We start from the raw sequence: 24,286 nt of genomic DNA, 5'->3' as shown, positions 1-24,286 counted from the left end.
CAAATGAACACTGGAATTTCAACAGAAGCACCGTTGATTGAACTGTCGAACGGTCAAAAACAGTTCGGCCTCTTTCAGGCCCTGACCGACATCAATCTCACGATCAACGAGGGGGAGATCGTGACCTTGCTCGGCCCGAGCGGCTGCGGCAAAACCACCTTGATGCGCATCATCGCCGGCTTCGAGGCACTCACATCCGGCACTCTGAAGATCGACGGCAAGGACGTCGCTGCGTTGCCCCCGGAAAAGCGGCCGGTGAACATGGTCTTCCAGCGCTACGCGCTGTTCCCTCATCTGGACGTCTTCGACAATGTCGCATACGGCCTCAAGGTCAAAGGTGTCGAGAAGGAAGAGCGCCGCAAAAGAGTCCAGGCGATGCTCAGGACCGTGCAGATGGAAAGCCTTTCGCATCGTTTCATCGGCGAGCTCAGCGGTGGCCAATGCCAGCGGGTGGCGCTGGCCCGGGCCCTGGTGAATGGCCCCCGGGTTCTGCTGCTCGACGAGCCTTTGGCTGCGCTCGACCTCAAGATTCGCCAACATATGCTCGGAGAAATGAAACGAATCCAATTGGAGACCGGCGCAACGTTCGTTTATGTCACGCACGATCAGGATGAAGCGATGATCCTTTCGGACCGGGTTGTGCTGATCGATCACGGCCGGATCGTTCAGGTCGACAGACCTCAGGACATGTACTTTCGCCCAAGATCCCTGTTTGCGGCAAAATTTCTTGGCGAAACAAATCTGTTCGAGGGAAAACTGACTGGGTCTGGCATCGGGCGGCTTTCGCTGGAAACCAGGGACGGACCGTTTGATGTGGTTTCGAACGATGTCCCGGTGTCTGAGAATGACGCCGCCGTAATGTCCGTCCGGCCGGAAGCGATGTCCTTCCGGCAATCCGATGCGCAGCTTGACTATGCGATGGACGCCGAAGTTGCCGACGTGATTTTTTCAGGCAGTCGCTCTTTCTTCCATCTGGTCAGCCCGGGCGGCCAGAAATTCCGGGTCCAGGTTCAAAACATGCCTGGTGCGGCCCTTCCGACGGCGGGTGACAAGGTCCATGTCTCGTGGCGTAAGGACAGCGCGACCGTTCTGCCGCTTGCCCGGACGTCATCCTGACATCCATTTGGACGTGCAGTACGGAGCGCCGCACTAGCGTTACAATTCTATATCCTATATTCAATATGCTTGGAATTTTCCTGATAGGTCATAAATGGATCCGTCTGTCGCCATCAAGCGCCGAACCGTCACGTCTTCGGTCGTTGACCTGATCCGCGACAGGATCATATCCGGGTTCTACAAAGGCGGTCAGCAAATCAGGCAGGAAGCGATCGCCGAAGAAGCCGGGGTCAGCCGCATCCCGATCCGCGAAGCTCTTCTTCAACTCGAAGCGGAGGGACTTGTCGTCATTCACACCCATAAGGGCGCGGTTGTCGCGTCGCTGACCGTGGATGATGCGATCGATATCTTCGAAGCACGCCTCGCGCTTGAGCCGTTCATCCTGAAGAAGGCGATCGAACGGGCAACTGAGGTTGATGTCGAGCATGTGCGACGCGCCCTGGATGACTATACCAGGGGGGTGGAGGCAAAGGAATCGCCGGCGAAGCTCAGTGAACTCAACTGGTCGTTTCACAAGGCGATGTCCCGTTCCGCAAGGCGGCCGCGGTCTCTCGCTCTTTTGTCATCACTTTACAATTCCGCCGACAGATATCTCCGTCTTCAGATCGATGCCCGATCGGCGCAGACCAAAGCACTGGAAGACCACAAGGCGCTGGCGGTTGCATTCGCCGAGGGCAATCAGACCCTGGCGCAGAAGCTTCTCAGGAAGCACATCGAGGACGCTCGCGACGACGTGATGGCTGGCCTGCAGGCGCTGCCGGATTTCGAAAACTCCTGATCGTTGGTTTGTAATTTTTGCGCGAAGCCGCCATTAGCTATTGCTTGCTTTCAATAAATATTGGATATTGGATATAGAAGCCACCGGAGTCGAGCATGCAGTTGGATCGCGTTATAACTGTCGTTGGCGCACACGCCGAAGGTGAGGTCGGCCGGGTCATCACGGGTGGCATTCTCCCCCCGCGCGGGGCGACGATGTTCGAAAGGATGGAGAACCTGGAGCGCGACAGCTCATGGCTCAGGAACATGCTGCTGTTCGATCCGAGGGGCAGCGTGAATGCCGCCGTCAACCTCATCACGCCGCCAATCCATCCTGATGCCGACATCGGCATGATCGTCATGGAGTCCGATTACTTCGTGCCGATGTCGGGCTCGAATCTGATCTGCACGGTGACCGTCGCGCTCGAGGCCGGAATGATTCCCATGAAGGAACCTCAGACGATCGTGCGGGTCGACACGCCTGCGGGATTGGTGGACGTGATCGCCGAATGCCGGGCAGGCAAGTGCCGGAGCATTACCTTTCGCAATATCCCCTCCTTCGTCATGCATCGCGACAGCATGATCGACGTTCCGGGACTTGGTTCGCTGCGGGTCGATGTCGCGTATGGCGGCATGATCTACTGCATCGTGAATTCGGCGGATCTGGACCTGACGCTCGCGCGCGGCGAGGCCAGGCAGCTTGTCGAGATCGGCGAACGGATCAAGGCGGCGGCGGCCGTCCAGCTGCCGTCGATTCATCCCGAAAATCCGCTCATCCATACGATCAATCAGACCGAGTTTGCTGGCCCGGTGGAGGTCATCAACGGCGTCAAGACATCCAAGAACGCGGTCGTCGTGTCGCCCGGGCGGCTCGATCGCTGCCCATGCGGGACAGGCACCTCGGCGCGCATGGCGCTTCTTCATGCCCGTGGCGATCTCGCTGTCGGTGAGAAATTCAGGCACCTGTCCATTCTCGACACGGTTTTCGACTGCGAGATCATCGCAGAAACCAGGGCAGGTGATGTGCCGGCGGTCATTCCGCAGGTCTCTGGTCGCGCTTGGTTGACGGGTGTGAGCCATTACGGCGTGGATCCAGAGGATCCGTTCCCGGAAGGCTACCGCCTATCCGACACCTGGTTCAATTGATCGACAGCCACCCTTGTGGCCCAGGCGCTGGCTGAGTGTCTCGGCGCCACAGGCACAAACGAATGGGAAGGTGGGAAGATGGCGGAAGAACAGTTGAAATGGCTCAACGAGCCACCGCGATACACAAACGACGGCGGTCTCCTTCGTGTCACCACAGGCCACGAAACCGACTTCTGGAGGGAAACCTTTTACGGTTTCTGGCGCGACAACGGCCATTTTCTGTATCGCAGCGTCACCGGGGATTTCACCGCCGAGGTGACGATCAAGGGTGAATATGAAGCCCTTTACGATCAGGCCGGCCTGATGATGCGGCTCGGCGAAACACATTGGGTGAAAGCCGGAATCGAGTTTACCGACGGGCGGATGTACTTTTCCGTCGTTATCACAAACGATGTCTCGGACTGGTCCCTGGTTGCCATTCCGACGGATCCGGCGAGCGTGAGAATCCGCCTCACCCGGCATCGCGAAGCGGTTCGCGTTCAGTATCTGGATTCCGGCGACAACAGCTGGAAGCCGGTAAGGCTCGGCTATTTTCCGCCATCCGACCGGGTGGATGTCGGCATGATGTGCTGCTCTCCTCAACGTGCGGGGTTCGAGGTGGCTTTCGCAGACTTCGTGGTCGGGCCACCGATCTCCAAAGAGCTGCATGACTGACCTGAAGCCGCAGGATGCGAAGCGTCTCCTGCCTTGCCGATCTTCGTCGGGATTCTGAAATGACCAAGCGTGAATACGGCATCTGGATCAATGGGGCTGCCGAGTTGCCGGCGGGAGGCACTCTCTTCGAGAGAAATTCGCCTTCCACAGGCGAAAGCGTCGCCAGAGTTCATCTCGCCGGGACTACAGAACTCGACCGTGCCGTCGTTCTCGCGAAGGAGACGTTCAGGAAAGGCGGATGGAAGGGACTTGCGGCAAGCGAGCGTGGGAAGATCCTGCTGCGTTGGGCCGATCTCATCCTGGAGAATCTCGCAACGCTCAGCCGCATCGAGGCAGATGAAGCAGGGAAAACAATCGCTGCCGCCAAGGGCGAGATCGAGTGGTCGCTGGAGTTGCTGCGCTATGCCGCATCGCTCGCCTGGAGCATTCCCGGCCGTATCGTCAATCACGAGGGTGCCGAGAAACTGGGCCTTGTGACTTACGAGCCACTTCCCGTCATCGGCATGATTCTTCCCTGGAATTTTCCGACGGTGACCCTGTTTCAGAAGTTGCCCTACGCCCTCGTTGCGGGATGTTGCGTCGTAATCAAGCCGTCGGAGCTCACAGCGGGCACGGCGATCGAATATGCGCGACTGGCCAAGCAGGCTGGAATCCCCGACGGAGTTCTTGCGGTCCTGCCTGGCACGGGCGAGGTGGTCGGCCAGGGCATGTGCCTGCATCCGGACATCGACATGATCTCCTTCACGGGGTCCACCGCCGTTGGGCGCAAGATCGCCAGCCTTGCCGGCCAGTCGCTGAAGAAAGTGGCGCTTGAACTCGGCGGCAAGGGCGCCAACATCGTGTTCGCCGACGCGCATCTCGACGCGGCGGTCGCCGGTGCGCTCGCTGCCTTCACGATCAATCAGGGTGAGGAGTGTTGCGCCGGCGGGAGGCTGTTGGTCCAGGAAACTATCGCATCGGAGTTTGTCTCGAAGCTGGCCGAAAAGGCCAGGGCGCTGAAGCTTGGTACGCCTGACGACGTCGATGCCGATCTCGGCCCGATGATTCATGCGCAGCATCAGCGGAAGGTTCTCGATTACATCGAAAAGGCCGGGGAGGAAGGTGCAACGCTCGTGACAGGCGGAGGAGCGCCGACAAGCCCGGGACTTCGCGACGGCTATTTCGTCGAACCGACCATATTCACCGGCGTCCAGCCGCACATGACGATCTTCAGCGAGGAGATATTCGGACCGGTGCTTGGGGTCACCACTTTCAAGGATGTTTCCGAAGCAGTCGCGCTGGCCAACCTGACACATTACGGCCTGGCCAATGGCATCTGGACCTCTAACCTCGACACCGCAATGGCTGTCTCCAGTGCCCTTGAAAGCGGGTTTGTCTACGTCAACACCTATCTTGAGACGGTTCCCCAGCTGCCATTCGGCGGCAGCAAGTCCAGCGGGCTCGGCAGGGAAAACGGTCCTGACGGGTTACTGGAATTCATGCAGGCGAAGTCCACATTCGTTCGCCTGCGCCCGAGCGTGTGATCCATCAGATGCAAGAGAGAGCAAGGCGATGAAGCCGGTCCGTTTCGGGATTGTGTCGACAGCGAAGATCGCCCGCGACTGGGTGATACCGGCGATGAAAGCCGTACCGGAGTGTGAAGTGGTAGCCATCTCCTCACGCGACGGATCTCGTGCGGCCCGCGTCGCCTCGGAATTCGGTATTTCGAAGCACTATACGTCTTTTACCGACTTGCTGAACGACGATGAGGTCGAGGCAATCTATATCCCGACGCCGAACAATCGGCACGTCGAGGATGCAATTGCCGCGGCGAGGGCCGGCAAGCACGTCCTGTGCGAGAAACCACTTGCCTTGGATGCTGCGGACGCCCTGCGCCTGGCCGAGGTTCAACTGCAGACGGGTGTGCAGATATCGGAGGCCTTCATGGTCCGATATCATCCACGATGGCTCGCCGCGCGTGAAATCATCCGCAGTGGCAGGCTCGGACGCGTCACCCAGATCCACGCTACCTACAGTGTGATCAACGACAATCCGCAGGACATCAGGTTTCAGCCGGAACTCGGCGGAGGTGCCTTGGGAGACGTTGGCGTCTATCCGATAACGGCAGCCCGCTTCCTCTTCGAGGCTGAGCCGCTCGCCGCGACCGCGACATTCGAAAAGCTCGCGCCCGATGGTGTCGATATTGCTGTCGCCGGACTGCTCGAATTTCCCGACAACCGCAATCTTCTGTTCAGCGGCGCCCTGCTGCAGGCATGGGCACACTGGATCATGGTTATAGGTACGGACGGCTGGATGGAAATCCCGGTCGCCGTCTGGCCCTCGGCAAAGCAAGAGACGATCATCAAGCTGCGCAAGCGTGACGATATTTATGACCGGGATGTCGAAGTCATCGGCTTTGCGCCGGCAAACCAATATGAAGAAGAAGTCCGCGAGTTTGCGCGCGCCATAAGGGGTGAGATCGAGCAGTCCTGGCCAATCAGCGACGCGGTCGCGGGAATGCATGTACTCGATGCCATCAGGCGGTCTGCCGCAGAAAAGGCGCGTGTCCTGGTCCAAAGGGATCGAGGATAACCCCTTATACAGCTCCCACACACCGATGCCGGCTGCCGATGCAGCCGGATGCGCAATCACTCGGTGTCACGGTGATCGAGGACTTCAAGCATGGTGGTCAGCATGCTTCCGACTTCTTCCGAGATTTCCTCAGGCCGAATCCCCGCCTTGATGGCGTCCGCGGTCGCCTGTTCGGCGAGCTTCGCCGCAAGGGCCGGATCGGCCGTCGAATAAGGTGGAACATTTTCCTCCACCCATTTCTGCAGGAATTCGATGCCGCGAGCGCTCATGACGAACAAAAGCTCATTGGAGCGATTTCGTTCCGCCGAGGTACATTCAAGAAAACGTCAGACCCTTTTGATCAGGGTCTGACGTCTCCAAGGCTCACGTTACGATGAACGAGGATGCCGTCAACGATAGGTGCGGAGAAAGGGTAGCGAACTGGATCTGATGTGCTCTGCCTGTACCATCGCTGTCGAAAGAGAGCGCGCCGGTCGAGCTGTTGTAAATGATGTGGTCATTGCTGTCGTGGGCACCCGCGCCGGCGAAGAAGGCCGCGGTGGGAAGGGCGCCCTTTTGAAGGCCGGCAAATATGGTGTGGTCGAGCTGGATCTTGTCCTGGTACACATTAAAGTCTGTGATCTTGTCGACATTGCTGGCCTTGAGGGCGGAATTGAAGACGAAGACGTCCTTGCCCCCATTTCCGGTCAGGACGTCTTGCCCGCCACCGCCATTGATGACGTTGTTGCCGGCATTGCCGTCTATGGTTTGGGAAAACTCGTTTCCGGTGAGGTTGATGGCGGTTGTGCCGGATCGGCTCGTGGTGGCGAGATGTTCGATCTCCGACCCGGCCGACAACGCATAACTCACCGATGCCAGCACGGTGTCGTTGCCGCCGCCCTTCAGTTCCACCACCTTGTCACCGACGTTGTTGACATAATAGGTGTCGTTGTAGCCGCGACCGGCCATCGTGTCGGCGCCGGTGGTGCCGTGCATTACGTCCGCCCCACCAGTGCCGTAGAAAACGTGATCGCTGCTCGAAGGCGTACTGGTCGTCGGGGGCACCGGCGTGGTGGTGGTGGGCGGTGGCGTCACGGTGGTGCCGCCGCCGGATGAACCGGTGCCGCCGCTAGAAGATGTGCCGGTATCGCTCTGGTTGTGCTGGAGGAAAAGGGCCTGCAGCGCCGGCGAGTTTCCAAGCGCCGTGTCACCCTGCTGGGAACCCCACGCATAGGCATAATCGAAGGCGGGGGTCGGAACCAGCTTGGACCAGTGGTCCAGCATGGTCTGCTCTTGGGCGACGGAGGGAAGGACATATTGGCCGCCGGTGTCGGTCGTGAAGCTGCCGCCCCCGAATGTCTGGTAGACCGGAACGATCTGGCTGACCGGGATGCCCGAGGCGACAGCCGCGGCCACGGTCCTGTCGATCATGTTGTAGTCGACCGTGCTTGTTCCGGTGCGCACCGGGTACGGATCCAAACCATAATAGTCGATATGCGTGTTGGCGGGATTATAGGTGTTCGAAAAATCAGGGTTTGCGGAAGACCCCATGTTCATCATGGTGATGAAGGTCTTGGCGCCCGGCACATGCGAGTGGATCCAGTCGGATTCCGCCTTCAAATTCGCGGCGGTGGCGTAGGTTCCCCATTTGCCGGTCGGGTCCGGCTCATCGACGAGGAAGAAGCCAAACACCTTCGGATTGCCGATGAAGGGCGTGACTTTCTGGATAAAGGACGAGGTCGCCCCATTGGCTTCATCGAGCCAGACCAGGCCTTTCGTGCCAGCCGGCAGGGCGTTGAGTTCGTCCACGGATGAAACGTCGACAAGGTTGAATCCGGCGGTTGCGACCTGGGAGGCCGACCCACCCGAGGCATAGTGGAGGGTTGTCATGCAAATATCCTTCGTCCGATTCGGTAGGTGCCCCACGCCTGCCTAGTGGAAAGGATACTTTAGAGACAAATCAAATACCGGCGCCCCTTGATAGAATCGTTGATCATCGCAAACAAAACATTACGAAGTCGGACAGCTGTCTTGGCTCCGAGGCATTTGATTACCAAAGATATTTAGCGCTCCACGCAGAACAGTGGAGCGCACATCGCGGCCATCTATTTGCTATGCGCCGCGCACCAGAAATGCCCTTTCTATCAATGGACGGTTATGGCTGAGATGGGGTTCAATGAGCATGTCGAGGTGTCCGCCCACGATCGGGACTATGCTCAGATCGGCAACGAAGGCACTCCAGCCAAGGTCTGCCGGAACGCCTGTGCGCCTGCACCGGAACAGGGTGGCGGTAATCGGCAATGCGGGCTTCGGTCGCGCGAGCCACCGGCCAAATGCACGCATGCGCAGGATTTCCTCGAGCTCGAGGCGCAGAATGAATCGCGTCCTGGCGAAAGCTCTCCACTTCAGCCAGTCGATGCCCCTTGCCAGCACAGCCTCGGCACCAAATTGGGCAAACAATTTTGCGAGCGCCCGCAAGGTCATGCGATCCACCGTCACCCTATGCGTGCGGATGCGCTGGGCGGTGCGTGCAAGGGTTTCGCGGTAGTTGTGCCGTCCTGGCCCGATGTTGGTGTCGAGGATTCCCAGGAACGTGACCGATCGACCTGCGGCAACAAGTTTGGCGGCGGCCTCGAACGCGACACCGCCGCCAAGCGAATAGCCGATCAGATTGACATTGCCTTCTGGCTGGGCCTGGCTGATCTGCTCGACGACCGCATCCACCATTCGCGGTATTGTGTCATGGCCCTTGAGCAGATCGTTGAGATCCCCGTAACGCACCGCGACAACCTTGGCGACAGTGCCCATTTCGGCGCCGAAGGCCGCCAGACTTGGACCGTAGCCGATCGATCCCGGCACAATGAACAGGATGGGCTTTGGGCCGGAGGCATCGACACGCGAGCTGCCTCCATCTTGCCCTGGAGACGCTGCCCTGACGACATCTGCGAAGCTCATCCCGACAGTGAACGCGTCCAGGTTGAGCTCACGCCCCAAAGCTGTCTCAAGTTCCATGACGAATTGCAGCAGCTTCAGTGAATCGCCACCGGCATCGTCCCAGTGGCTGCCAGCCGCTTTCTTACCCGGGAGTATCCTCTCCCATACGGCGGCCGCGGCACCTTCGATATCGAGCGGGTCGGTCGCCTGCCGGACATCTTGCGCGTTTTGGGCGTCTTGCGCATTCAGCGCGCGATCCAGATCCCGCAACTTGACGCCGTCGACCTTGCCGCCCTTGAGCTGCGGTATCTCCTCAACACTGTGCAGCCGTGTTGGATGAACCGCAGGCGGCAGGGCTGTCCTGATCAAGTCGCGCAAATCAGCAATGAGCTCGCTTCCGCCCGGTCTCGCGGGGACGACGAAGGCCACCAGTTCGTTCGCGTCCGTCACCACCGCAACGGCATCATTCACTTGAGGCGCGCGGCGCAGGACGAGTTCCAGTTCGGCGGGTTCGACGCGTCTTCCGTTAATCTTTATCTGGCGTCCCTTTCGCCCGACGATCCACATCCGTCCAGTGTCGTCGACCTTGACCAGATCGCCCGTTGCGAAGATCCGAAGCTGGGGATCGGCGGAGCTTGCCTGAAGAGGGACGTTTTCCCCATCCACCCAATAGCCCAGCGTGGTGTAGTTGCTTTTGATCAACAACTCGCCCTCGTCCCCCGGAGCGACCTCGCATGCGTTTTCCCCCACGACCGTGTATTCGATGCCGGGGAGGACGAAGCCAACCGGGACCGTTGCGCCCTGTTCCGGGTAGTCCCTCGGCAGGAACCACTGCGTGCCTGTTGTTTCCGTGGACGAATAGCTGATCTGCACAAAGCAGGACTCGGGAACGCTGGCGCGGAGCCGGTCGATGTCCGACCACAAGATCTTTTCTCCACCAACGCGCACGATCCGCAGTGAAGAGAATGTGTCGGACGCGGAACCATTCATCAGCACACGCAGCAGCGCGGGCACGAGATAGGCGACCGTCACCCGCCATTTCTGGAAATTGTCGCGGGCGGCGCGAATGCCGGCGCTCTCGATGTCCAGGAGATACAATGTGCCCCCACACAGCATGGGGGTCATCATCTCGCGGCATCCCGCGATCGTCGCCGGCCCTGTCAGCGGCATGAACACATCGTCAGGACCGATGTGGCAGGCATCTACGTATTGCTGAACGCGGTGAAGGATCGCCCGTTGGCTGTTCACGACGCCCTTCGGAGCCCCGGTGCTGCCTGACGTATACAGAACGATTGCCGGGGCATCGACCGACGGATCGGACGGCAGCGCCGGCAAGTTGCCCTCCGTTGCGGCCATGCAGCTTGCCGCATCGATCCATTCCAGGGGCGAGGCATCCGGCCAGCCTGCCGGCTTGCCTGGTCCTGGCTTGACGATCGCGGCCAGCCGCGCGCTGGTGGCAATTGCAGCGAGGCGCTGAAACGGATCCCGGGGATTTAACGGAACGGCGGGCCTGCCAGCGCGCATGGCGGCGAGCATGGCCACCGGATACCACAACGTATTTCCGATAAGGAGCCCGACCGCCTTGCCCGGTGGGACAGAACCAGCGATCGCACCCGCCAGGTTTCGGACTGCGTTCAACAATTCCGCAAAGCTGAGCGATGTAGAGCCGTCACTGATCGCGGTTTTGTCCGGGTATCTTTCGACAACTCGCTCCAGATGCCAGAACGCCGGTTTTTCAGAGAAATCGTCGCCCATCCATTGGAATGGATGGCTGGTTGGTCCGTCCACGTCCAGAGGGCGGGTCGATGCCCGTTTCCATGTGAAATCGTCTGGAGGTCCGATATTGCGATCTATCGTAACGTCCTGCCGCGTTGCCAGCCCGCTAACGGACGCCAAGGGGCGTGGGAACGAGCTTTCTGAACGCAGGCGCTCGAACGCTTCCAACACAGTCCCCCTTTTGCTGACTGGCTTTGCAGTGTCCTACGCGACCATGCCGGTCGTGGCATCGTTAGAACGAATGATTCCGGACCGGACTCGGCGATCCGATATGCGCCGACCGATCATCGCCGCATCGTCCAACGCCCTGCTTCATTCAAACAGACGAGGACAGCGGGAAGGCCTGCTCCTAGCGTGGATTTGGCGTTGTGTGCGTAGGGGCGATGAACGGCCATGAGAGCAGATCCAAGAGCCAGCCATTTGATGCGGTCGGGATACTGCCGGCATCCTGGGGGCATGGGATGAGCCCGCACCTTGTCTGCATCGGAGGCGAGGATCACCGCCTCAGAATCCCATTCCTGCTGGCGATGCGCGAGAAGGGTTTTCGAGTCACTGCCGTGTCGAGCGATGCGGGGGCCGCCTTCTCCCTCCATGGCATTCCCCATCGCCGATTTGGGTTCGACCGCTTTAGCAGCGGCGGCGGGGAATGGGGCGCTCTCGGCACGGTCCGCAAATTGATGTCCGAACTGCGTCCGGACATCGTTCAAAGTTTCGACACCAAGCCCAACCTCCTGACCCCCTTGGCCGTGCGCGGGCAGGTTCCGGTCATCCGCACCATCAATGGCCTTGGGTGGACATTCTCGTCGCTGGAGCCGCGCGCTCTGGCGCTGCGTCCGGTCTTCTGCGCTCTTCAGGGCCTCGCGTCCTTGTGGACAGCGATGACCGTCTTCCAGAATCGCGACGATCAAGCCTTCTTCGAGCGCTACCGGCTGGTGGGCAACGGCAAAGCGCGGCTGATCCGCAGCTCTGGCATCGACCTGAATGCATTCTCGACAGCAAAGTATCGTGGTCCGTCGACCGCCATGATGCGCGAGGAACTGGGGCTTCAGTCGGCCGAAGTCGTGATCTTTGTCGGTCGGCTGACCCGTCAGAAAGGGATCCCGACCCTGCTCAAGGCGGTTCCCCGCATCCTCTCCGAGAGGCCCAATGCACGTTTCGTGCTCGTCGGCCCGCAGGATTCGGAAGGTCCATTTGCGGTCAACAAGTCCGATATCGAGCGATATGCTCCTCACGTGATCGCCTTGGGGTCAAGGCGGGATGTTCCGGCCCTCCTTGGCATGGCCGATCTGTTCGCGTTTCCGACGCAATATCGCGAGGGCATTCCGCGCGTGCTGCTGGAAGCGGGATTGTCCGGATTGCCAATCGTGGCTTCGAGAATGCCGGGCTGCAATGACGTGGTCGAGGATGGCTGGAACGGTTATCTCGTCGCGCCGCGCGATGCGGAAGGCTTCGCATCCAGAATAATCGAGATCCTGTCCGACCGCGCCCGCGGAAAAATCATGGGCGGCCGTTCCGTCGGACTCGTGCGGGAGCGCTTTTCGCTGTCGTGGGTCGTCGATCAGTATTGCGAGCTATACAAGACCGTACTCGGTGGCAGCGGCAGTCTTGCTCGATCGGCCCCCGCGACCATGATGGAAGAGCGTGCGCGAAACCCCCGATTGGGTGAGGCGCAGCAATGATCCGTGATGCGTTCCTGGCCATCGGCATAGCAATGTCCTACGCGGTGCAGCTCAGCATTCCGGGGCTGCCGTTCGGCTACAGCGAACTCTTCCTCACGCTCTGGATATTGATGTCGATCACGCGGGTTCTTGCTGGTGGCCGGCTGGAGGTAACGCCGGCCCTGGCCAAACTTGCACGTTTCTGGCTGATCCTGACGCTTGCCCTGGGCGTCGGTTCCATCATCGGCTTTATGACGACCACATTGTTTCTCGATCCGTTGTTGCATGACACGATGGCGTACGTGTTGTTGGCCTGTGTCACCTGCTTGGCCGCCGCGGAGCCGAACGCGGCTGTCCGTTTACGTCGTATCGCCTGGTGGATGGTCGCTATTGCGAGTGCTTGCTTTGTCGTTCAGCTAGGGGTTGGTTTCGGCTGGATCCATCAGTCTGGCGTCCGTCCCTGGTACTGGGACCGCTTTTCCGGTTGGTCCGAGAATCCGAACCAGCTTGCTCTCTACTGCGCTCTGCTTGGTCCCCTGGCCCTGCATCTTGCCATAACCACCAGCAATCCGTGGGGAAGATGCCTTGGGCTATTCAGCCTGATCATCACCTTCTATGTCGGAAGGCTGACAAAGAGCGATACCTATCTCTATACGACAGTCCTGGCCTGCCTGATCCTTCTGGGATTGCGGCTTCGGGCCTTGCTGGCAGGCGACGGCGGCAAGGCCAGCCTTTCGCGCCAACTTGCCCTCCTGCTCGCGGTTGCGTTCCTTCCATTGGCGGTGTCGATGGCGCCTTACGCCCTCAGCGAGGCCGCCAGCGCCGAAGATTTCGCCAAGAGCCTCACCAAGGACAAGGGCGGGGAAGCGACCGCGGAAACCGCGGCACTTCGCCTCTATCTTTGGGACGCGGCATTGGACAAGGGGGCAAGATCCGGCTCTCTGGGTCTCGGCCCAGGCCCACACCTTGATACTCCGCCCGTGGTCAATCAGCAGTTTCTGCCGCGGCCTTTCGAGGCCCATAGCACGATCCTCGATCTCTACACTCAGGGCGGCCTGATTTCAGTCCTGGCCCTGGTGTGGATCCTCGGCTCGGCCGCCTGGTCCGCTTGGCGTGCGAGGCTGGACGCTCTCGTGGCGCTTACGGCATCGATCGCTGTCTTCAGTGCTCCGCACCTGATCATCCGCCATCCGATCGTGTGGTTTTCTTTGACCCTCTGCCTTGTCGCTGGAACACCTCAGTCGGTTCCCACGATCATTCGTCAGAGGAGATATTAGAATGTGCGGGATCGCCGGAATTCTCTTGGCGCCAGATGCAGCCGATACCAATGCCCTCAGGGCGATCGGGCCGATGGCGATGGCCCTTCGTCATCGCGGGCCTGATGGCGAGGCATTCTGGATGAGCCGTGAGGCCGGGATCGCCTTCGGCCACCGGCGCCTGGCCATCGTCGACCTCTCGGAGGCGGGTCGCCAGCCGATGCACTCCGCAAGCGGCCGGTATGTCATCACCTTCAATGGCGAAATATACAATTTCCGCGATCTGCGTCGCGAACTGGAGGGGGAGGGCCACCATTTCCGCGGCACCAGCGACACGGAAGTCATGCTGTGCGCGATCGAGAGCTGGGGCCTCGATACGGCACTCCAGCGGTTCGCCGGCATGTTCGCTTTCGGGCTGTGGGACCTGAAGAAACGGATTCTCCACCTCGCCCGCGACCGAATGGGCAAAAAGCCGCTCTATGTCGCCTCGACACGTGAAGCGCTCGTCTTCGCCTCGGAGCTGAAGGCGATCACGAGCTTCCCGGGCTTCAACCCTGAACTCGACGTCGATGCGGCGGCGACGATGCTTTCGAAAGGGTGGGTGCCGGATGACCTTTGCATCTGGCAGGGCGTGTTCAAGCTGCCGCCTGGTTCAGTCCTGTCGGTGACGGCGGCGGATTTCGCCAATGCCCGCGGCGCCGGGTCGCTTGCGCATCGTGTTCGCCGCTGGTGGTCGCTGGCCGATGTCGCCAGCAAGGCGCAGCGGAACCCGATCGCCGGCAGTGACGAGGAGCTTACGACGGAGCTCGACAGGCTGCTTAGCCTTGCCGTCAAGGAACGCATGATTGCAGATGTCCCGCTTGGCGCCTTCCTGTCGGGCGGAATTGACAGCTCGGCGGTCGTCGCCCTGATGCAGGCACAGTCCCGGAAGCCCGTTCGCACGTTCACAATAGCGTTCGGCGAGAGCGGGTTCGACGAGGCTCCCCATGCGGCCGCGGTTGCTCGGCATCTGGGCACCGATCATACCGAGCTTCACCTTTCACCGGCCGCGGCGCTTGACGTCATTCCGGAACTGCCGCGGATCTGGGACGAGCCGTTCGCCGATGAGTCGCAGATACCGACGCTGCTGGTCTCGCGCCTCGCCAGGCAGCACGTAACGGTGGCGCTATCGGGCGATGGTGGCGACGAGTGTTTCGCGGGCTATTCCCGGCACTTCCTGGCAACCCGCCTCAGAAGGCAGCATGAGCTGCCATCATCGTTTCGTCGAATGTTGGCGGCGGGGGCTGGATTGCTGGCTCAGGCCTCCCACCGAGACATCTTCGGCAGCCTGCCGCTTTCGGCGAGTATGCGGCACGGATTGCGCGGTGACAGGTTGAACCGCCTCGCCGCCCTGCTCGCGGCGCGAGATGAAGACGAACTGCTTCGGCAACTGACGGGGTCTTCTACCAACAGCCTCCTTCATCACAAGCCGCCGGCATCGCTTGCCGTCGCGGCAAAGCTCGACGACCTGCTTTCGCGTCTCCTGTTCGACGACATGACAGGCTATCTGCCGGGCGACATATTGGTGAAGCTCGACCGCGCCACCATGGCCAACAGCCTCGAGGGGCGGTGCCCGATCCTGGACCATCGCGTCGTGGAATTCGCCTGGCGCCTTCCGACCAGTGCCAAGGTCCGTAATGGCAAGGGCAAATGGATCCTTCGCCAGCTCCTCGATCGTTATGTCCCGCGCTCACTGGTCGATCGGCCGAAGCAAGGTTTCGACGTTCCGGTCGGGGCCTGGCTGAAAGGACCCCTGCGCGACTGGGCAACCGACATCATCGCCACGATACGCCTGTCCGCAGACGGGGTCATCGACTGTGCGAAGGTCGACGCATGTTGGCGCGATCACCTGCGTGGAAACCAGGATCATTTCCGCGACTTGTGGCCGCTGCTGATGTTCCAGGCGTGGCGCAACGAAGCCATGCGGCCATCGGCGCCGGCAACGCATCTTTCTTACGATATCGAACTGACAGGGGATTGAGATGGAAGGTTCCATAGCCAGCCGCGCCAGACTTCCGCGCGCTACGCAAATGGCCGTCGCTACGCTTGACACCAATTCGCGGATGAGGCGACCGCCGCGCGAGCATATGCAACCATCGTCTCCCTTCCATCAGCTCGTCACCACCCTGGCGACGAGAAAATGGTTGTTGCTTGCCATCGCCCTTCTGGGTGGGATCCTGGCCGGCCTGGCGGGCCTTACCCGTCCGGTGCTGTTCGAGGCGACGACGCAGGTCATCATCGACGCCCCAAGCACCGGCAATCCGGGTGGCGCGGCGCTCGTTCAAGACTCGCTGGATTCAAGTATAGATGACCATCTGACGATGCTCTCGTCGCAAGCCCACCTGCGTCGAGTTCTGGTGGCACTACGCAAGGCTCAGGATGCCGACGCTGCCGGAAAGAGCGGCATCAGTGCCGTCCCGCCCGCCACTGGCTCATTCGTGAGCAATCTCCTGAACCGGATCTGGTCGCAGGGCAAGCCGGCGGCGGGAAGTCCGGAAGCAGCTGATGCCGCCGATGCCGCCGAGCTGAAGACGCTGCGGAACGGGATGAGGGTTGGACAAGAGCTGCGCTCGCGCGTCATCACCATCGGCTTCACCGATGCCAGTCCGGCGCGTGCGGCGCTCATCGCCAACACATTCGCTCAGGTCTATATCGAAGACCTCGTGCAGAAACGTCGTGCATCGGATCAGCTCGAGCTTGAGTCGCTGGTCGCCGGTCTGCCGCAAGTACAAAAGGATCTGGTCGCCGCGACCGATCGGCTGGAGACCTACCGGCTGACACACGGCGCCGTCGATCAAAGTGCGGCCAACAACGCAGCCAATGAAACAGCGGAGCTCGGCCGGCAGATTTTCTTGTCGAAGGCCAATCTTTCCGCCTCGGAATCGCGCCTTAGCCATATCGAGGACCTGCGAAAGGCGGGCGCCTCTGTCTCGGCCATAGCTGAAGAGATCGGATCGCCTGTGTTGACGGACCTGATGGCACGCCAGCCGGTTGCTGCGGACGGCGATCCGGGCAGCGCGATCACCCTCGAGATGGAACAGGCCATCGCACACATCGCCGCGGAGGCAAATGTCTACCGCGCGCAGGTCGCGGCTCTCGAGGACCGCAAGAGAGTGCTCGACGCGGCCGTGGCCGACACCGCGAGCCAGCTTTCCGGATTGCGTGCCCTTGAGCCGCAGGTGGCCATCGTGACACAGCACTACAACGAGCTGCTTGGCCGCCAGCAGGATCTGATACGGCGCATCGCCGCTCCTTCGCCAGGCGTGGCTGTCCTTTCGACGGCATGGGCGCCGTCAAATCCCAAGACCCTGTCGCCAATTTTCCTGATTCCACCCGGCATGATCGTGTTTGGCCTGATGGGGGCGGTGTTCGTTCTGATCCGCAACAACTTCAATCAGACCTTGCGCAGCGAAGCTGAAGCCGAAGCCGAGCTTGGGATTCCGTGCATAGGGCTGCTTCCCAAGGTTTCGGGACTTCATGCGAGACAGCTGCGGCATCTGGTACTGGGTCAGCAGAACTCACCGTTCAGTCGAGCCGCGACGTCCCTTCTCGTCACCGCGGCGCCCACTCAGGGCAGGGGTCAGCCGCCGCATATCATCCTCGTGACGTCCAGCATCCAGGACGAGGGCAAGACAGAGCTGGCATGGAGCCTGGCGCTGGCGGCAACGAGACTGGGCGGAAGGGTGCTTTTCCTCGACCTCGATCGCAAGGACGTGCGGCTCACGAACGAGTTTCGTGGTGAATTCAGCACCATCAAGGCTCACAACTCCTTCGGAGACTATGTGAGTGAACGCTGCGCGCTGCAGGATGCAATCACGAGAATGCCAGAAGTCGGCATCGACCTCATGGCCGCCCCAGCCCCTTCGGATGATCTGCTGACACTTCTGTCGACGGTCGACAAATCCCAGTTCACCGATGAACTGCTCTCGGTCTACGACGTCGTCATCATGAACGGGCCCCTGGGACTCGGCGGCCCCGAAACCAGACTTCTGAAGCGCTGGGCTGACGCGGTGCTTTTCGCCGTTCGCTGGGACAGGACGAGGCGCAGCATTGCCCGTGGTGTTCTGGAGTCGCTCCGGGGCGGTGGATCCGTTGCCGTTCCAGTAGGGAGCGTGCTCACCCAGGTGAATCTAAAGAGGCACGGCGGCTACCGGCTCGGGGATAACGCCGACCTCCTGTTGGCGAAGGTTTGATGGGCCGTGCCTCCGCTTTCCGCCAAATACCACAGGGAACCAGGTGCGTTCCCGCAATCGGACCTGACCCGGAATGATCATTGAATTTTTTGGACCGCCAGGATCCGGCAAAACAACCTTTGCACACGCGCTGGCAGAGCAATTGCGTGGGAAAGGCTATAACGCCAAGGTCGCCCTCAGCTATAAGCCCAGCACGAGGGCGGGAAGCCTTGATCTTGGAATCGTTCTGTTCATCACGAGAATCGCGTCGGCAATATTCTCCACTCTAAGAATATTGCTTTCCTCGGGCGGGATAGCGAACGATCTGTCGATTTCGCTGTCGATGGTAAGATTGATAACACCAAAGAAGCGAATCTGGCGTGCTCGAATCTGGCGATATATTTTGCATCTTTCGCATTGCTGGGGCCGGGCCAGGCAATCGCCTGATATTATAATTTTCGACCAGGGATACGTTCAAGCGATTGGATCGCTGGCGATTTTCAATGGGAACACAGACAACGATGTGCTCGCAACGGCGCTCAGCCTCGCGCCGCGGGCCGATCTCACCATCAGGCTGGTGGTGCCGTCGGATGTCGTGGAGAACCGTTTACGGCAGCGGATCAAGCATCAACCGCCGGCGGAGCGGGTCTTTGAGGCCGACTTGAACGTGAATATGCTCTCCGTTGATGTGTTCGAATCCATAAATGGTCTTCTCGCGACTTCCGGCCAAAAAATTATTCCCGTCGACAATGTCGACAGTCAATCGAAGTTCAAGGGTATTTGTACAGTCGAGAAGCAAGTCATTTCCGCGCTTTCGCGGATGGATAGGGGGTTGGCAGGTCAAGACCGAAGAGAAGGCGTCCCCGAAACCCATGTCATGGGTCTCGACAGTCGCGTGTCTCGAAAGGCTTCAGTTTATCCCGCTGCCCCTCCCTCGATAGCCACACCTCGACGGAACAAGGACGTCGGCTCGCGGCTCGCTCGGGCAAGCGTCTTCGCCCTTATGATATATATCGGAGGTGCCGGGCTGACGAGCCTTGCACAACTGGCCATTGCACGTCTCATCGGGCCCGGCAATTACGGCATCTATTCCTATGTTCTGGCTTGGACTTCAGTGCTCGCCTATCTGGCAACGCTTGGTTTCAATGTATCCTTGTTGCGTTTTGTGCCCGCCTACAGAGCCAACGGCAGGCTTGATCTGGCGCGGGGGGTGATAAAATTCGCCCTGCAGAAATCGCTTCTTGCGGCGGCGCTGTTCGGAATGACAGGCGCTGCCTTGGTCCTCTTCTTTTCGGATCATGCGCGATCGGATCATATGCGAAGCGGACTTGAGATCAGTATCGTGCTTGGCATGGCGGCCGTACCCTTGATTACCGCCTATGCCATTGGCGCTACGGTCATACGTGCCTTTGGGGGCGTCGTCTCGGCGCTGTTGCCGGAGCGCATCGTGCGAGATGGGCTCCTGCTGATATTGGTGGCGATCATGGCCAAGTCCGCTCTATGGGTCGTGGACGCGCCGGCGGTGATGGTGGCGGTGCTGATAAGTTCCGCCTTCACGGTTGGGCTGGTCTTCATCACCGCGAGGAGGTTCGAACCATCTGGCTTGCGGCAGACTCAGCCCAGTTATGCATCAAGGGAATGGTGGTTTGCTGCCCCCCCGCTCATGCTCATCACCGGGCTCGATGTTTTCGTCAGCCGGGCAGGGGTGCTGGTTTTGGGCTGGACAGACCATATTCGTGAAGCCGGTATTTTCGCCTTGGCGTTGAATGTCGCGATGCTTGTGGGACTCTCTCGCATCGCCGTCGCCACCATGTTTTCGCCAACCGCGGCCGATCTGCATGCCAGGGGAGATCGTCAGGCCCTGCAGCAGCTGTTCGCACGGGCTACGTTGCTTTCCGCCGGTGGCGCCATAGCGGTGGCCATCCCCATGATGCTGATCGTCGAACCGTTCTTGAGCTATTTCGGTGAGGGCTACATCGCGGGAGCGCCAATCGCGCGTGTTCTCATTTTGGGATATGTCTTTGTCGCGCTGTGCGGGCCTCAGCAGAATCTCCTGACCATGACTGGAAACGAATGGGCCGCCGCAACGACGATGATCGCCGGCGCCGCGGCCAACATCATAGCCTGTGCCGTCGGCGTCGCGATCTACGGCCCGATCGGCGCTGCCGTGGGTGTCGCGCTTGCCCTAAGTATCTGGAGCGTTGCCATGGCCATCTATATCGGCAAGCGACTGAAAATCTTGCCGGGCTTGGTTTTTGCCCTGCTCTCGATCAGGCCGAACGCGATTGACGCCCAGCAAGGGAATTGGTTCTTGAGGGCGGGCAAATAAGGGCACTTCATCCATCGGTGCCGGTCCCCGTCGTCGACCAGTCAGTGAACGAAGGCCCGATGCATGTTCATCGGCATCGCGGCGCGTGGGCTTGGCAACATCCGAGATGGCTGAAGACCTGCTGCCATCATATTTTACCGGCTGTGTCCGTCATATGAAGGATGCGTGAGTTCCGGACGCGCGTCACCGTGTTGTGGCAAGCTGCGGAGCATCCATGGGACAAGAACCAATGGCGGCGGCCTCGACGTCTTCGATGCGCCATCGGTCCGAAAGATCGACGCCTGTCGAGCCCGGTCAACGTCAAACCCTCACACAGGTCCAAGTTCTGCGCGCCCTCGCGGCAACTTCGGTTGCGCTGCGCCACGCCCAGCATGATGCGGCGACCCTGGAATCGGAGGCCGGCCGCACCTTTCAAGCCTGGGATCCGATACCATGGAGCGCCGGAGTCGATATCTTCTTCGTGATCTCCGGCCTGATCATGGTGCACACGTCGCGACAGCTATTCGCAAAGACGGGTGGCGCGCGTCTCTTTCTTTCTCGCCGGATAGCCCGGATTGTCCCGCTTTATTGGTCGGTCACCACGCTCTATCTTGCCGTGGCTTTGCTCGCTCCCACCTTCCTCAACCAGACCTACATCAATTTCAGGTTTGTAATTGAATCCTACTTCTTCATCCCCGCCACTCGCCCTGACGGCGTCGTTCAGCCCCTCTACGAGCTAGGTTGGACGCTCAACTATGAAATGCTTTTCTACGTGTTGTTTGCGGCGGCGATCGTGCTCCCCATGCGTTGGGCCGTCACGGTCCTGCTCACGACCCTGGTGGGGATGGTGCTCGCAGGCCGTCTCGCGGCGCCTTTGCGAGAGCCATTCGCGTTCTGGACCGATCCGATCATCCTCGAGTTCGCCTTCGGCGTGGTAATCGGCATCATGTGCACCTCGACCCTGCGGCCATCCGGCTTCATCAGGGCCTGCGTCGCTGCGACAGGACTGGCCGCCCTGATGCTCGCGGCGGCATTTCCCGATATCTCGATCGGCCTTGCTCGCCCCGTTGTTTATGGCATCCCGGCATCTCTCATCGTCTGGAGTGCTGCCTTGGCACCTGGCGAGCTGCGGCAGGAAAGCCTGGCCGCGCGATGGGGCGCTGGCGTTGGCGATGCGTCCTACGCTCTCTACCTGCTGCATCCTTTCGTGATCCGCGCCATGCGCATCTTCTTCTGGCGAACCGGCCTGATTTTGGTGCTTGGCCCCTGGACCTTTATCGCGTTGGCGCTGGCGACCACTTTCGGCGTGGCACTCATCACCTACCGCCTGTTCGAGAAGCCGCTGACTGGCCGTGCCCGCCGTCTCTTGGGAGTCGGGTCCAGCGCCCGACCGCAGCTGCGCCCATTTCCGGTGCCGGCGTATCCCAAGGCAGACTGATCGAGCACCACAACGCTGCCGGCCAGGGCAATTCCGGGAAAAGTGTGAAACGTTCTCCCGCAAGAATCCCGTCAAAACAAATAGTTAGAGCAGTTCGCCATCTCCGTGAATGGTGAACTGCTCCAGGGCGAACGCCATCCGTTCGCATGTGGAACCCCATGGGCTTGGGTGGATGAACCGGCGTTGCCCTCTTTCCGGTTGCCGCGCCGGCACCCGTTTCTCGCCTATGCCGGAATGAACGCTTGTCGTTCCCGGCTGGCGGGTTTTCCGTGAAAATCCCGGTACCATTCCACGAACCGTTGCACGCCGTCCTCGAGTGCGGTTGCCGGCGCAAAGCCGACAGCGCGGCGAAGATCGCTGACGTCGGCGCGGGTTTCCAGGACGTCGCCCGGAGGCAAAGGCACATTGACGCGAAGCGCGCGGCGGCCGAGCGCCTTCTCGATGATCGCGATCAGGCGGTTGATCTCTTCGGGCCGGTCATTGCCGATATTGTAGACCCGATAGGGCGCCGAACTGGTGGCGGGATCGGCCGCCTGACTGTCCCAATCGGGATCCGCGCGCGGCGGCGCGGCGAGCACTCGAACCACCCCTTCGACGATGTCGTCGATATAGGTGAAATCTCGCCACACGTGGCCGGCATTGGCGATTTCGATCGTTCGTCCCTCGGCTATGGCATGGGTGAACGTATAGACCGCCATATCCGGCCTGCCCCAGGGACCATAGACGGTGAAGAAGCGCAATCCGGTCACGGGCAGGCCGAACAGGTGGCTGTAGGAATGCGCCATGCATTCGTTGGCGCTTTTGGTCGCGGCGTAGAAGCTGACCGGATGATTGGCGCCATGGTGCTCGGAAAACGGTATGCTTCGATTGGCGCCATAAACGGAGCTCGACGAGGCATAAACGAGATGGCCGACGCCGGTGTGCCGGCAACCCTCCAGGACATTGAGAAACGCGACGATGTTCGACTGCACATAGGCATGCGGGTCGACGAGCGAATAGCGCACCCCGGCTTGAGCGGCGAGGTGCACAAAATGCGATGGCCGGAAGTCGGAAAACAGCGCTTTCACGAGCGCCTGGTCCGCGAGGTCCATCCGCATGGGAGTGAACCTCGGCTCGGCACAGAGGCGTGCAAATCGCTCTTCCTTTAGCCTTGGATCGTAGTAGGGCGTGAAATTGTCGACGCCGACAACCTCGACGCCGTGCCGCAAAAGCCGCGACGCGACATGAAACCCGATGAACCCAGCGGCACCTGTGACGACGACCGGCCCAGCGCGCGCAAGTTCCGAGACAGTGCCGTCAGACTGCACGCGAGCGGCATCCGCCAGCTTCCGCCCTGTCGAATTCAGTTCGACCATAGCAAGTCACTCCTGTTTCGAGATTCCAGGCGCTGCCTGTGTCCGACCGCGCGTCGAAATGGGCATGGAGGGTGCCGTCAGTTCCATGACCGTAGCAACGCAGCCGCACGGCTGCGTTGCTATGCTCGATTCCCGATCGAGTGGATCCGGACGGATGCCGACACCTGGCGAAGTTGCCTATCTCACGGCAGGACCGAAATGCGCCCCAGAAGAGCCACCAGCTCTGCCTGGCGCTTTGTCTCGGTCTTGGCGAACAGCGAGGCAAGCTGGGAGCGGATCGTCGTGCGGCTGAGGCGCCAACTGCGAGCGATCTCCAGCGGCGCGTCGCCTTGAGCCAGACGCAATGCCAACTGCGTTTCCGCGCTGGTCAGGCCAAACATCCTTTGCAATGTCTGAGGATTGGCCGCTGACGTGTTCTCCCGATCCAGCAAGGCGACGATGCTCGTCCCGTCGGGCGCGATGACGCCCGTTTCATTCAGGATCACCGGCCTGTCGCCTCTGCTGCGGATCACCACCCATGAGAGTGAGCCTGGCTGGAAATGGACCGGAACATTCGCGACCAGCCGCCTTAGCCCCGCGGAAAGCTCGCTGGCCGTTTCGGCCGCTTCGCCCTGCCGCTCCAGTGTGTCTTGAGCGGCCCCATTCCATTCGATTACTTTTCTGTCGCGATCCAGCACCAGATAACCGCAGCCTATGCGGTCGAGCATGCCGGTTATGGATTCCAAACTGCGTCGCTGTGCCCCGCCAATTCTGGCGTCCGATCGATCCGAGAGGTGTGTCGAGCGTGCATTGCGAGTATTCCTCAGTACGATGTATTGGCTGCCCGCAGCCACGTCGTTGTGCCTGTCAATCAGTGTCATAGCTTCTACCCCAACCCTAGTTGCTTCTGACGCAAGTAAATTACGCATCATTTACTTGCTATGAGTTTCACATATCACCCAGAGCGCGCTCCTCTGTCTTGGGTTTTGACATAGTTGAAGAAGTCTGCGGCAGAACGATTCCGCAGCGTTCGTTGAAATGTGCGTTCTGATGAGCCCTTCCAACCCTCGATTTTATTCGCCGGGAAAGGCGTGGCAATCCGGCAGTGGTACTAGGTTGCCCCTTCACGGCCTAGTCTCGACGGACTAG

At 60.4% G+C, this 24,286-nt stretch carries 17 protein-coding genes; 12 read left to right on the top strand and 5 right to left on the bottom strand.

Annotated elements, in window-relative coordinates; all coding sequences use genetic code 11:
* Positions 1-3: 3 nt before the first annotated feature.
* The 6 genes from MesoLj_RS32470 to MesoLj_RS32445 all read left to right on the top strand — a co-directional run bounded on the left by MesoLj_RS32470 (position 4) and on the right by MesoLj_RS32445 (position 6,243).
* Positions 4-1,116: an ABC transporter ATP-binding protein gene (locus MesoLj_RS32470; protein WP_244735239.1), complete on the top strand. Its 1,113-nt coding sequence runs from the start codon at positions 4-6 to the stop codon at positions 1,114-1,116.
* A gap of 94 nt (positions 1,117-1,210) precedes the next feature.
* A complete protein-coding gene (locus tag MesoLj_RS32465) occupies positions 1,211-1,894 on the top strand; it encodes a GntR family transcriptional regulator (RefSeq protein WP_202323894.1) in 684 nt (227 codons plus the stop codon).
* 95 nt (positions 1,895-1,989) lie between these two features.
* Entirely contained in the window at positions 1,990-3,018 is a 1,029-nt protein-coding gene (locus MesoLj_RS32460; protein ID WP_202323893.1) for a proline racemase family protein, read from the top strand.
* A gap of 78 nt (positions 3,019-3,096) precedes the next feature.
* A complete protein-coding gene (locus MesoLj_RS32455) occupies positions 3,097-3,672 on the top strand; it encodes a DUF1349 domain-containing protein (protein ID WP_202323892.1) in 576 nt (191 codons plus the stop codon).
* 59 nt (positions 3,673-3,731) lie between these two features.
* Positions 3,732-5,195 carry an aldehyde dehydrogenase family protein gene (locus MesoLj_RS32450; RefSeq protein ID WP_202323891.1) on the top strand — a complete coding sequence of 488 codons (1,464 nt, stop codon included), beginning with the start codon at positions 3,732-3,734 and terminating at the stop codon, positions 5,193-5,195.
* Between the two features lie 28 nt (positions 5,196-5,223).
* Positions 5,224-6,243 carry a Gfo/Idh/MocA family protein gene (locus tag MesoLj_RS32445; protein ID WP_202323890.1) on the top strand — a complete coding sequence of 340 codons (1,020 nt, stop codon included), beginning with the start codon at positions 5,224-5,226 and terminating at the stop codon, positions 6,241-6,243.
* Positions 6,244-6,299: 56 nt separating this feature from the next.
* Here MesoLj_RS32445 and MesoLj_RS32440 read toward each other — a convergent pair whose 3' ends face one another.
* The 3 genes from MesoLj_RS32440 to MesoLj_RS32430 form a co-directional block, all read right to left on the bottom strand.
* Complete coding sequence (locus MesoLj_RS32440) at positions 6,300-6,512, bottom strand: DUF768 domain-containing protein (protein WP_202323889.1); 213 nt, start codon at positions 6,510-6,512, stop codon at positions 6,300-6,302.
* 94 nt (positions 6,513-6,606) lie between these two features.
* Positions 6,607-8,112: a calcium-binding protein gene (locus MesoLj_RS32435; protein ID WP_202323888.1), complete on the bottom strand. Its 1,506-nt coding sequence runs from the start codon at positions 8,110-8,112 to the stop codon at positions 6,607-6,609.
* A 222-nt stretch (positions 8,113-8,334) separates the two neighbouring features.
* The gene (locus MesoLj_RS32430) at positions 8,335-10,911 is read right to left on the bottom strand and encodes an AMP-binding protein (protein ID WP_244735238.1); all 2,577 of its coding nucleotides are present in this window, start codon (positions 10,909-10,911) and stop codon (positions 8,335-8,337) included.
* Between the two features lie 482 nt (positions 10,912-11,393).
* Between MesoLj_RS32430 and MesoLj_RS32425 the strand changes: the two genes are divergently transcribed.
* The 6 genes from MesoLj_RS32425 to MesoLj_RS32400 all read left to right on the top strand — a co-directional run bounded on the left by MesoLj_RS32425 (position 11,394) and on the right by MesoLj_RS32400 (position 21,803).
* On the top strand, positions 11,394-12,611 hold the full coding sequence (locus tag MesoLj_RS32425) for a glycosyltransferase family 4 protein (protein ID WP_202323886.1): 1,218 nt from the start codon (positions 11,394-11,396) through the stop codon (positions 12,609-12,611).
* Positions 12,608-13,867 carry a polymerase gene (locus tag MesoLj_RS32420; protein ID WP_140774871.1) on the top strand — a complete coding sequence of 420 codons (1,260 nt, stop codon included), beginning with the start codon at positions 12,608-12,610 and terminating at the stop codon, positions 13,865-13,867. The genes MesoLj_RS32425 and MesoLj_RS32420 overlap by 4 nt, the downstream gene beginning before the upstream one ends.
* 1 nt (position 13,868) lies before the next feature.
* Positions 13,869-15,866, top strand: a complete 1,998-nt coding sequence (gene asnB / locus MesoLj_RS32415) for an asparagine synthase (glutamine-hydrolyzing) (RefSeq protein WP_202323885.1) — start codon at positions 13,869-13,871, stop codon at positions 15,864-15,866.
* Position 15,867: 1 nt separating this feature from the next.
* Entirely contained in the window at positions 15,868-18,078 is a 2,211-nt protein-coding gene (locus MesoLj_RS32410) for a GumC family protein (RefSeq protein ID WP_202323884.1), read from the top strand.
* A gap of 73 nt (positions 18,079-18,151) precedes the next feature.
* Entirely contained in the window at positions 18,152-20,386 is a 2,235-nt protein-coding gene (locus MesoLj_RS32405) for an oligosaccharide flippase family protein (RefSeq protein ID WP_202323883.1), read from the top strand.
* 214 nt (positions 20,387-20,600) lie between these two features.
* Positions 20,601-21,803: an acyltransferase family protein gene (locus MesoLj_RS32400; RefSeq protein WP_210346663.1), complete on the top strand. Its 1,203-nt coding sequence runs from the start codon at positions 20,601-20,603 to the stop codon at positions 21,801-21,803.
* A gap of 224 nt (positions 21,804-22,027) precedes the next feature.
* On the opposite strand, the gene MesoLj_RS32395 is transcribed toward MesoLj_RS32400, so the two are convergent.
* Both MesoLj_RS32395 and MesoLj_RS32390 read right to left on the bottom strand, forming a co-directional pair.
* The gene (locus tag MesoLj_RS32395; protein WP_244735237.1) at positions 22,028-23,158 is read right to left on the bottom strand and encodes an NAD-dependent epimerase; all 1,131 of its coding nucleotides are present in this window, start codon (positions 23,156-23,158) and stop codon (positions 22,028-22,030) included.
* Between the two features lie 182 nt (positions 23,159-23,340).
* Positions 23,341-24,018, bottom strand: coding sequence for a helix-turn-helix transcriptional regulator (locus MesoLj_RS32390; protein ID WP_140774875.1), 678 nt, complete (start codon positions 24,016-24,018; stop codon positions 23,341-23,343).
* Positions 24,019-24,286 lie beyond the last annotated feature (268 nt).

The sequence above is a fragment of the Mesorhizobium sp. 113-3-9 genome (genome assembly GCF_016756515.1).
Taxonomy (GTDB): Bacteria; Pseudomonadota; Alphaproteobacteria; order Rhizobiales; family Rhizobiaceae; genus Mesorhizobium.
This window is presented reverse-complemented; position numbering and strand designations above follow the sequence as displayed.

Coding starts and splice junctions, on each gene's coding strand:
- MesoLj_RS32390 (WP_140774875.1), bottom strand. CDS start 24,018: ATGACACTGATTGACAGGCACAACGACGTGGCTGCGGGCAGCCAATAC.
- MesoLj_RS32425 (WP_202323886.1), top strand. CDS start 11,394: ATGAGCCCGCACCTTGTCTGCATCGGAGGCGAGGATCACCGCCTCAGA.
- MesoLj_RS32460 (WP_202323893.1), top strand. CDS start 1,990: ATGCAGTTGGATCGCGTTATAACTGTCGTTGGCGCACACGCCGAAGGT.
- MesoLj_RS32430 (WP_244735238.1), bottom strand. CDS start 10,911: ATGGGCGACGATTTCTCTGAAAAACCGGCGTTCTGGCATCTGGAGCGA.
- MesoLj_RS32470 (WP_244735239.1), top strand. CDS start 4: ATGAACACTGGAATTTCAACAGAAGCACCGTTGATTGAACTGTCGAAC.
- MesoLj_RS32455 (WP_202323892.1), top strand. CDS start 3,097: ATGGCGGAAGAACAGTTGAAATGGCTCAACGAGCCACCGCGATACACA.
- MesoLj_RS32400 (WP_210346663.1), top strand. CDS start 20,601: ATGGGACAAGAACCAATGGCGGCGGCCTCGACGTCTTCGATGCGCCAT.
- asnB (WP_202323885.1), top strand. CDS start 13,869: ATGTGCGGGATCGCCGGAATTCTCTTGGCGCCAGATGCAGCCGATACC.
- MesoLj_RS32420 (WP_140774871.1), top strand. CDS start 12,608: ATGATCCGTGATGCGTTCCTGGCCATCGGCATAGCAATGTCCTACGCG.
- MesoLj_RS32465 (WP_202323894.1), top strand. CDS start 1,211: ATGGATCCGTCTGTCGCCATCAAGCGCCGAACCGTCACGTCTTCGGTC.
- MesoLj_RS32395 (WP_244735237.1), bottom strand. CDS start 23,158: ATGGTCGAACTGAATTCGACAGGGCGGAAGCTGGCGGATGCCGCTCGC.
- MesoLj_RS32440 (WP_202323889.1), bottom strand. CDS start 6,512: ATGAGCGCTCGCGGCATCGAATTCCTGCAGAAATGGGTGGAGGAAAAT.
- MesoLj_RS32450 (WP_202323891.1), top strand. CDS start 3,732: ATGACCAAGCGTGAATACGGCATCTGGATCAATGGGGCTGCCGAGTTG.
- MesoLj_RS32410 (WP_202323884.1), top strand. CDS start 15,868: ATGGAAGGTTCCATAGCCAGCCGCGCCAGACTTCCGCGCGCTACGCAA.
- MesoLj_RS32435 (WP_202323888.1), bottom strand. CDS start 8,112: ATGACAACCCTCCACTATGCCTCGGGTGGGTCGGCCTCCCAGGTCGCA.
- MesoLj_RS32445 (WP_202323890.1), top strand. CDS start 5,224: ATGAAGCCGGTCCGTTTCGGGATTGTGTCGACAGCGAAGATCGCCCGC.
- MesoLj_RS32405 (WP_202323883.1), top strand. CDS start 18,152: ATGATCATTGAATTTTTTGGACCGCCAGGATCCGGCAAAACAACCTTT.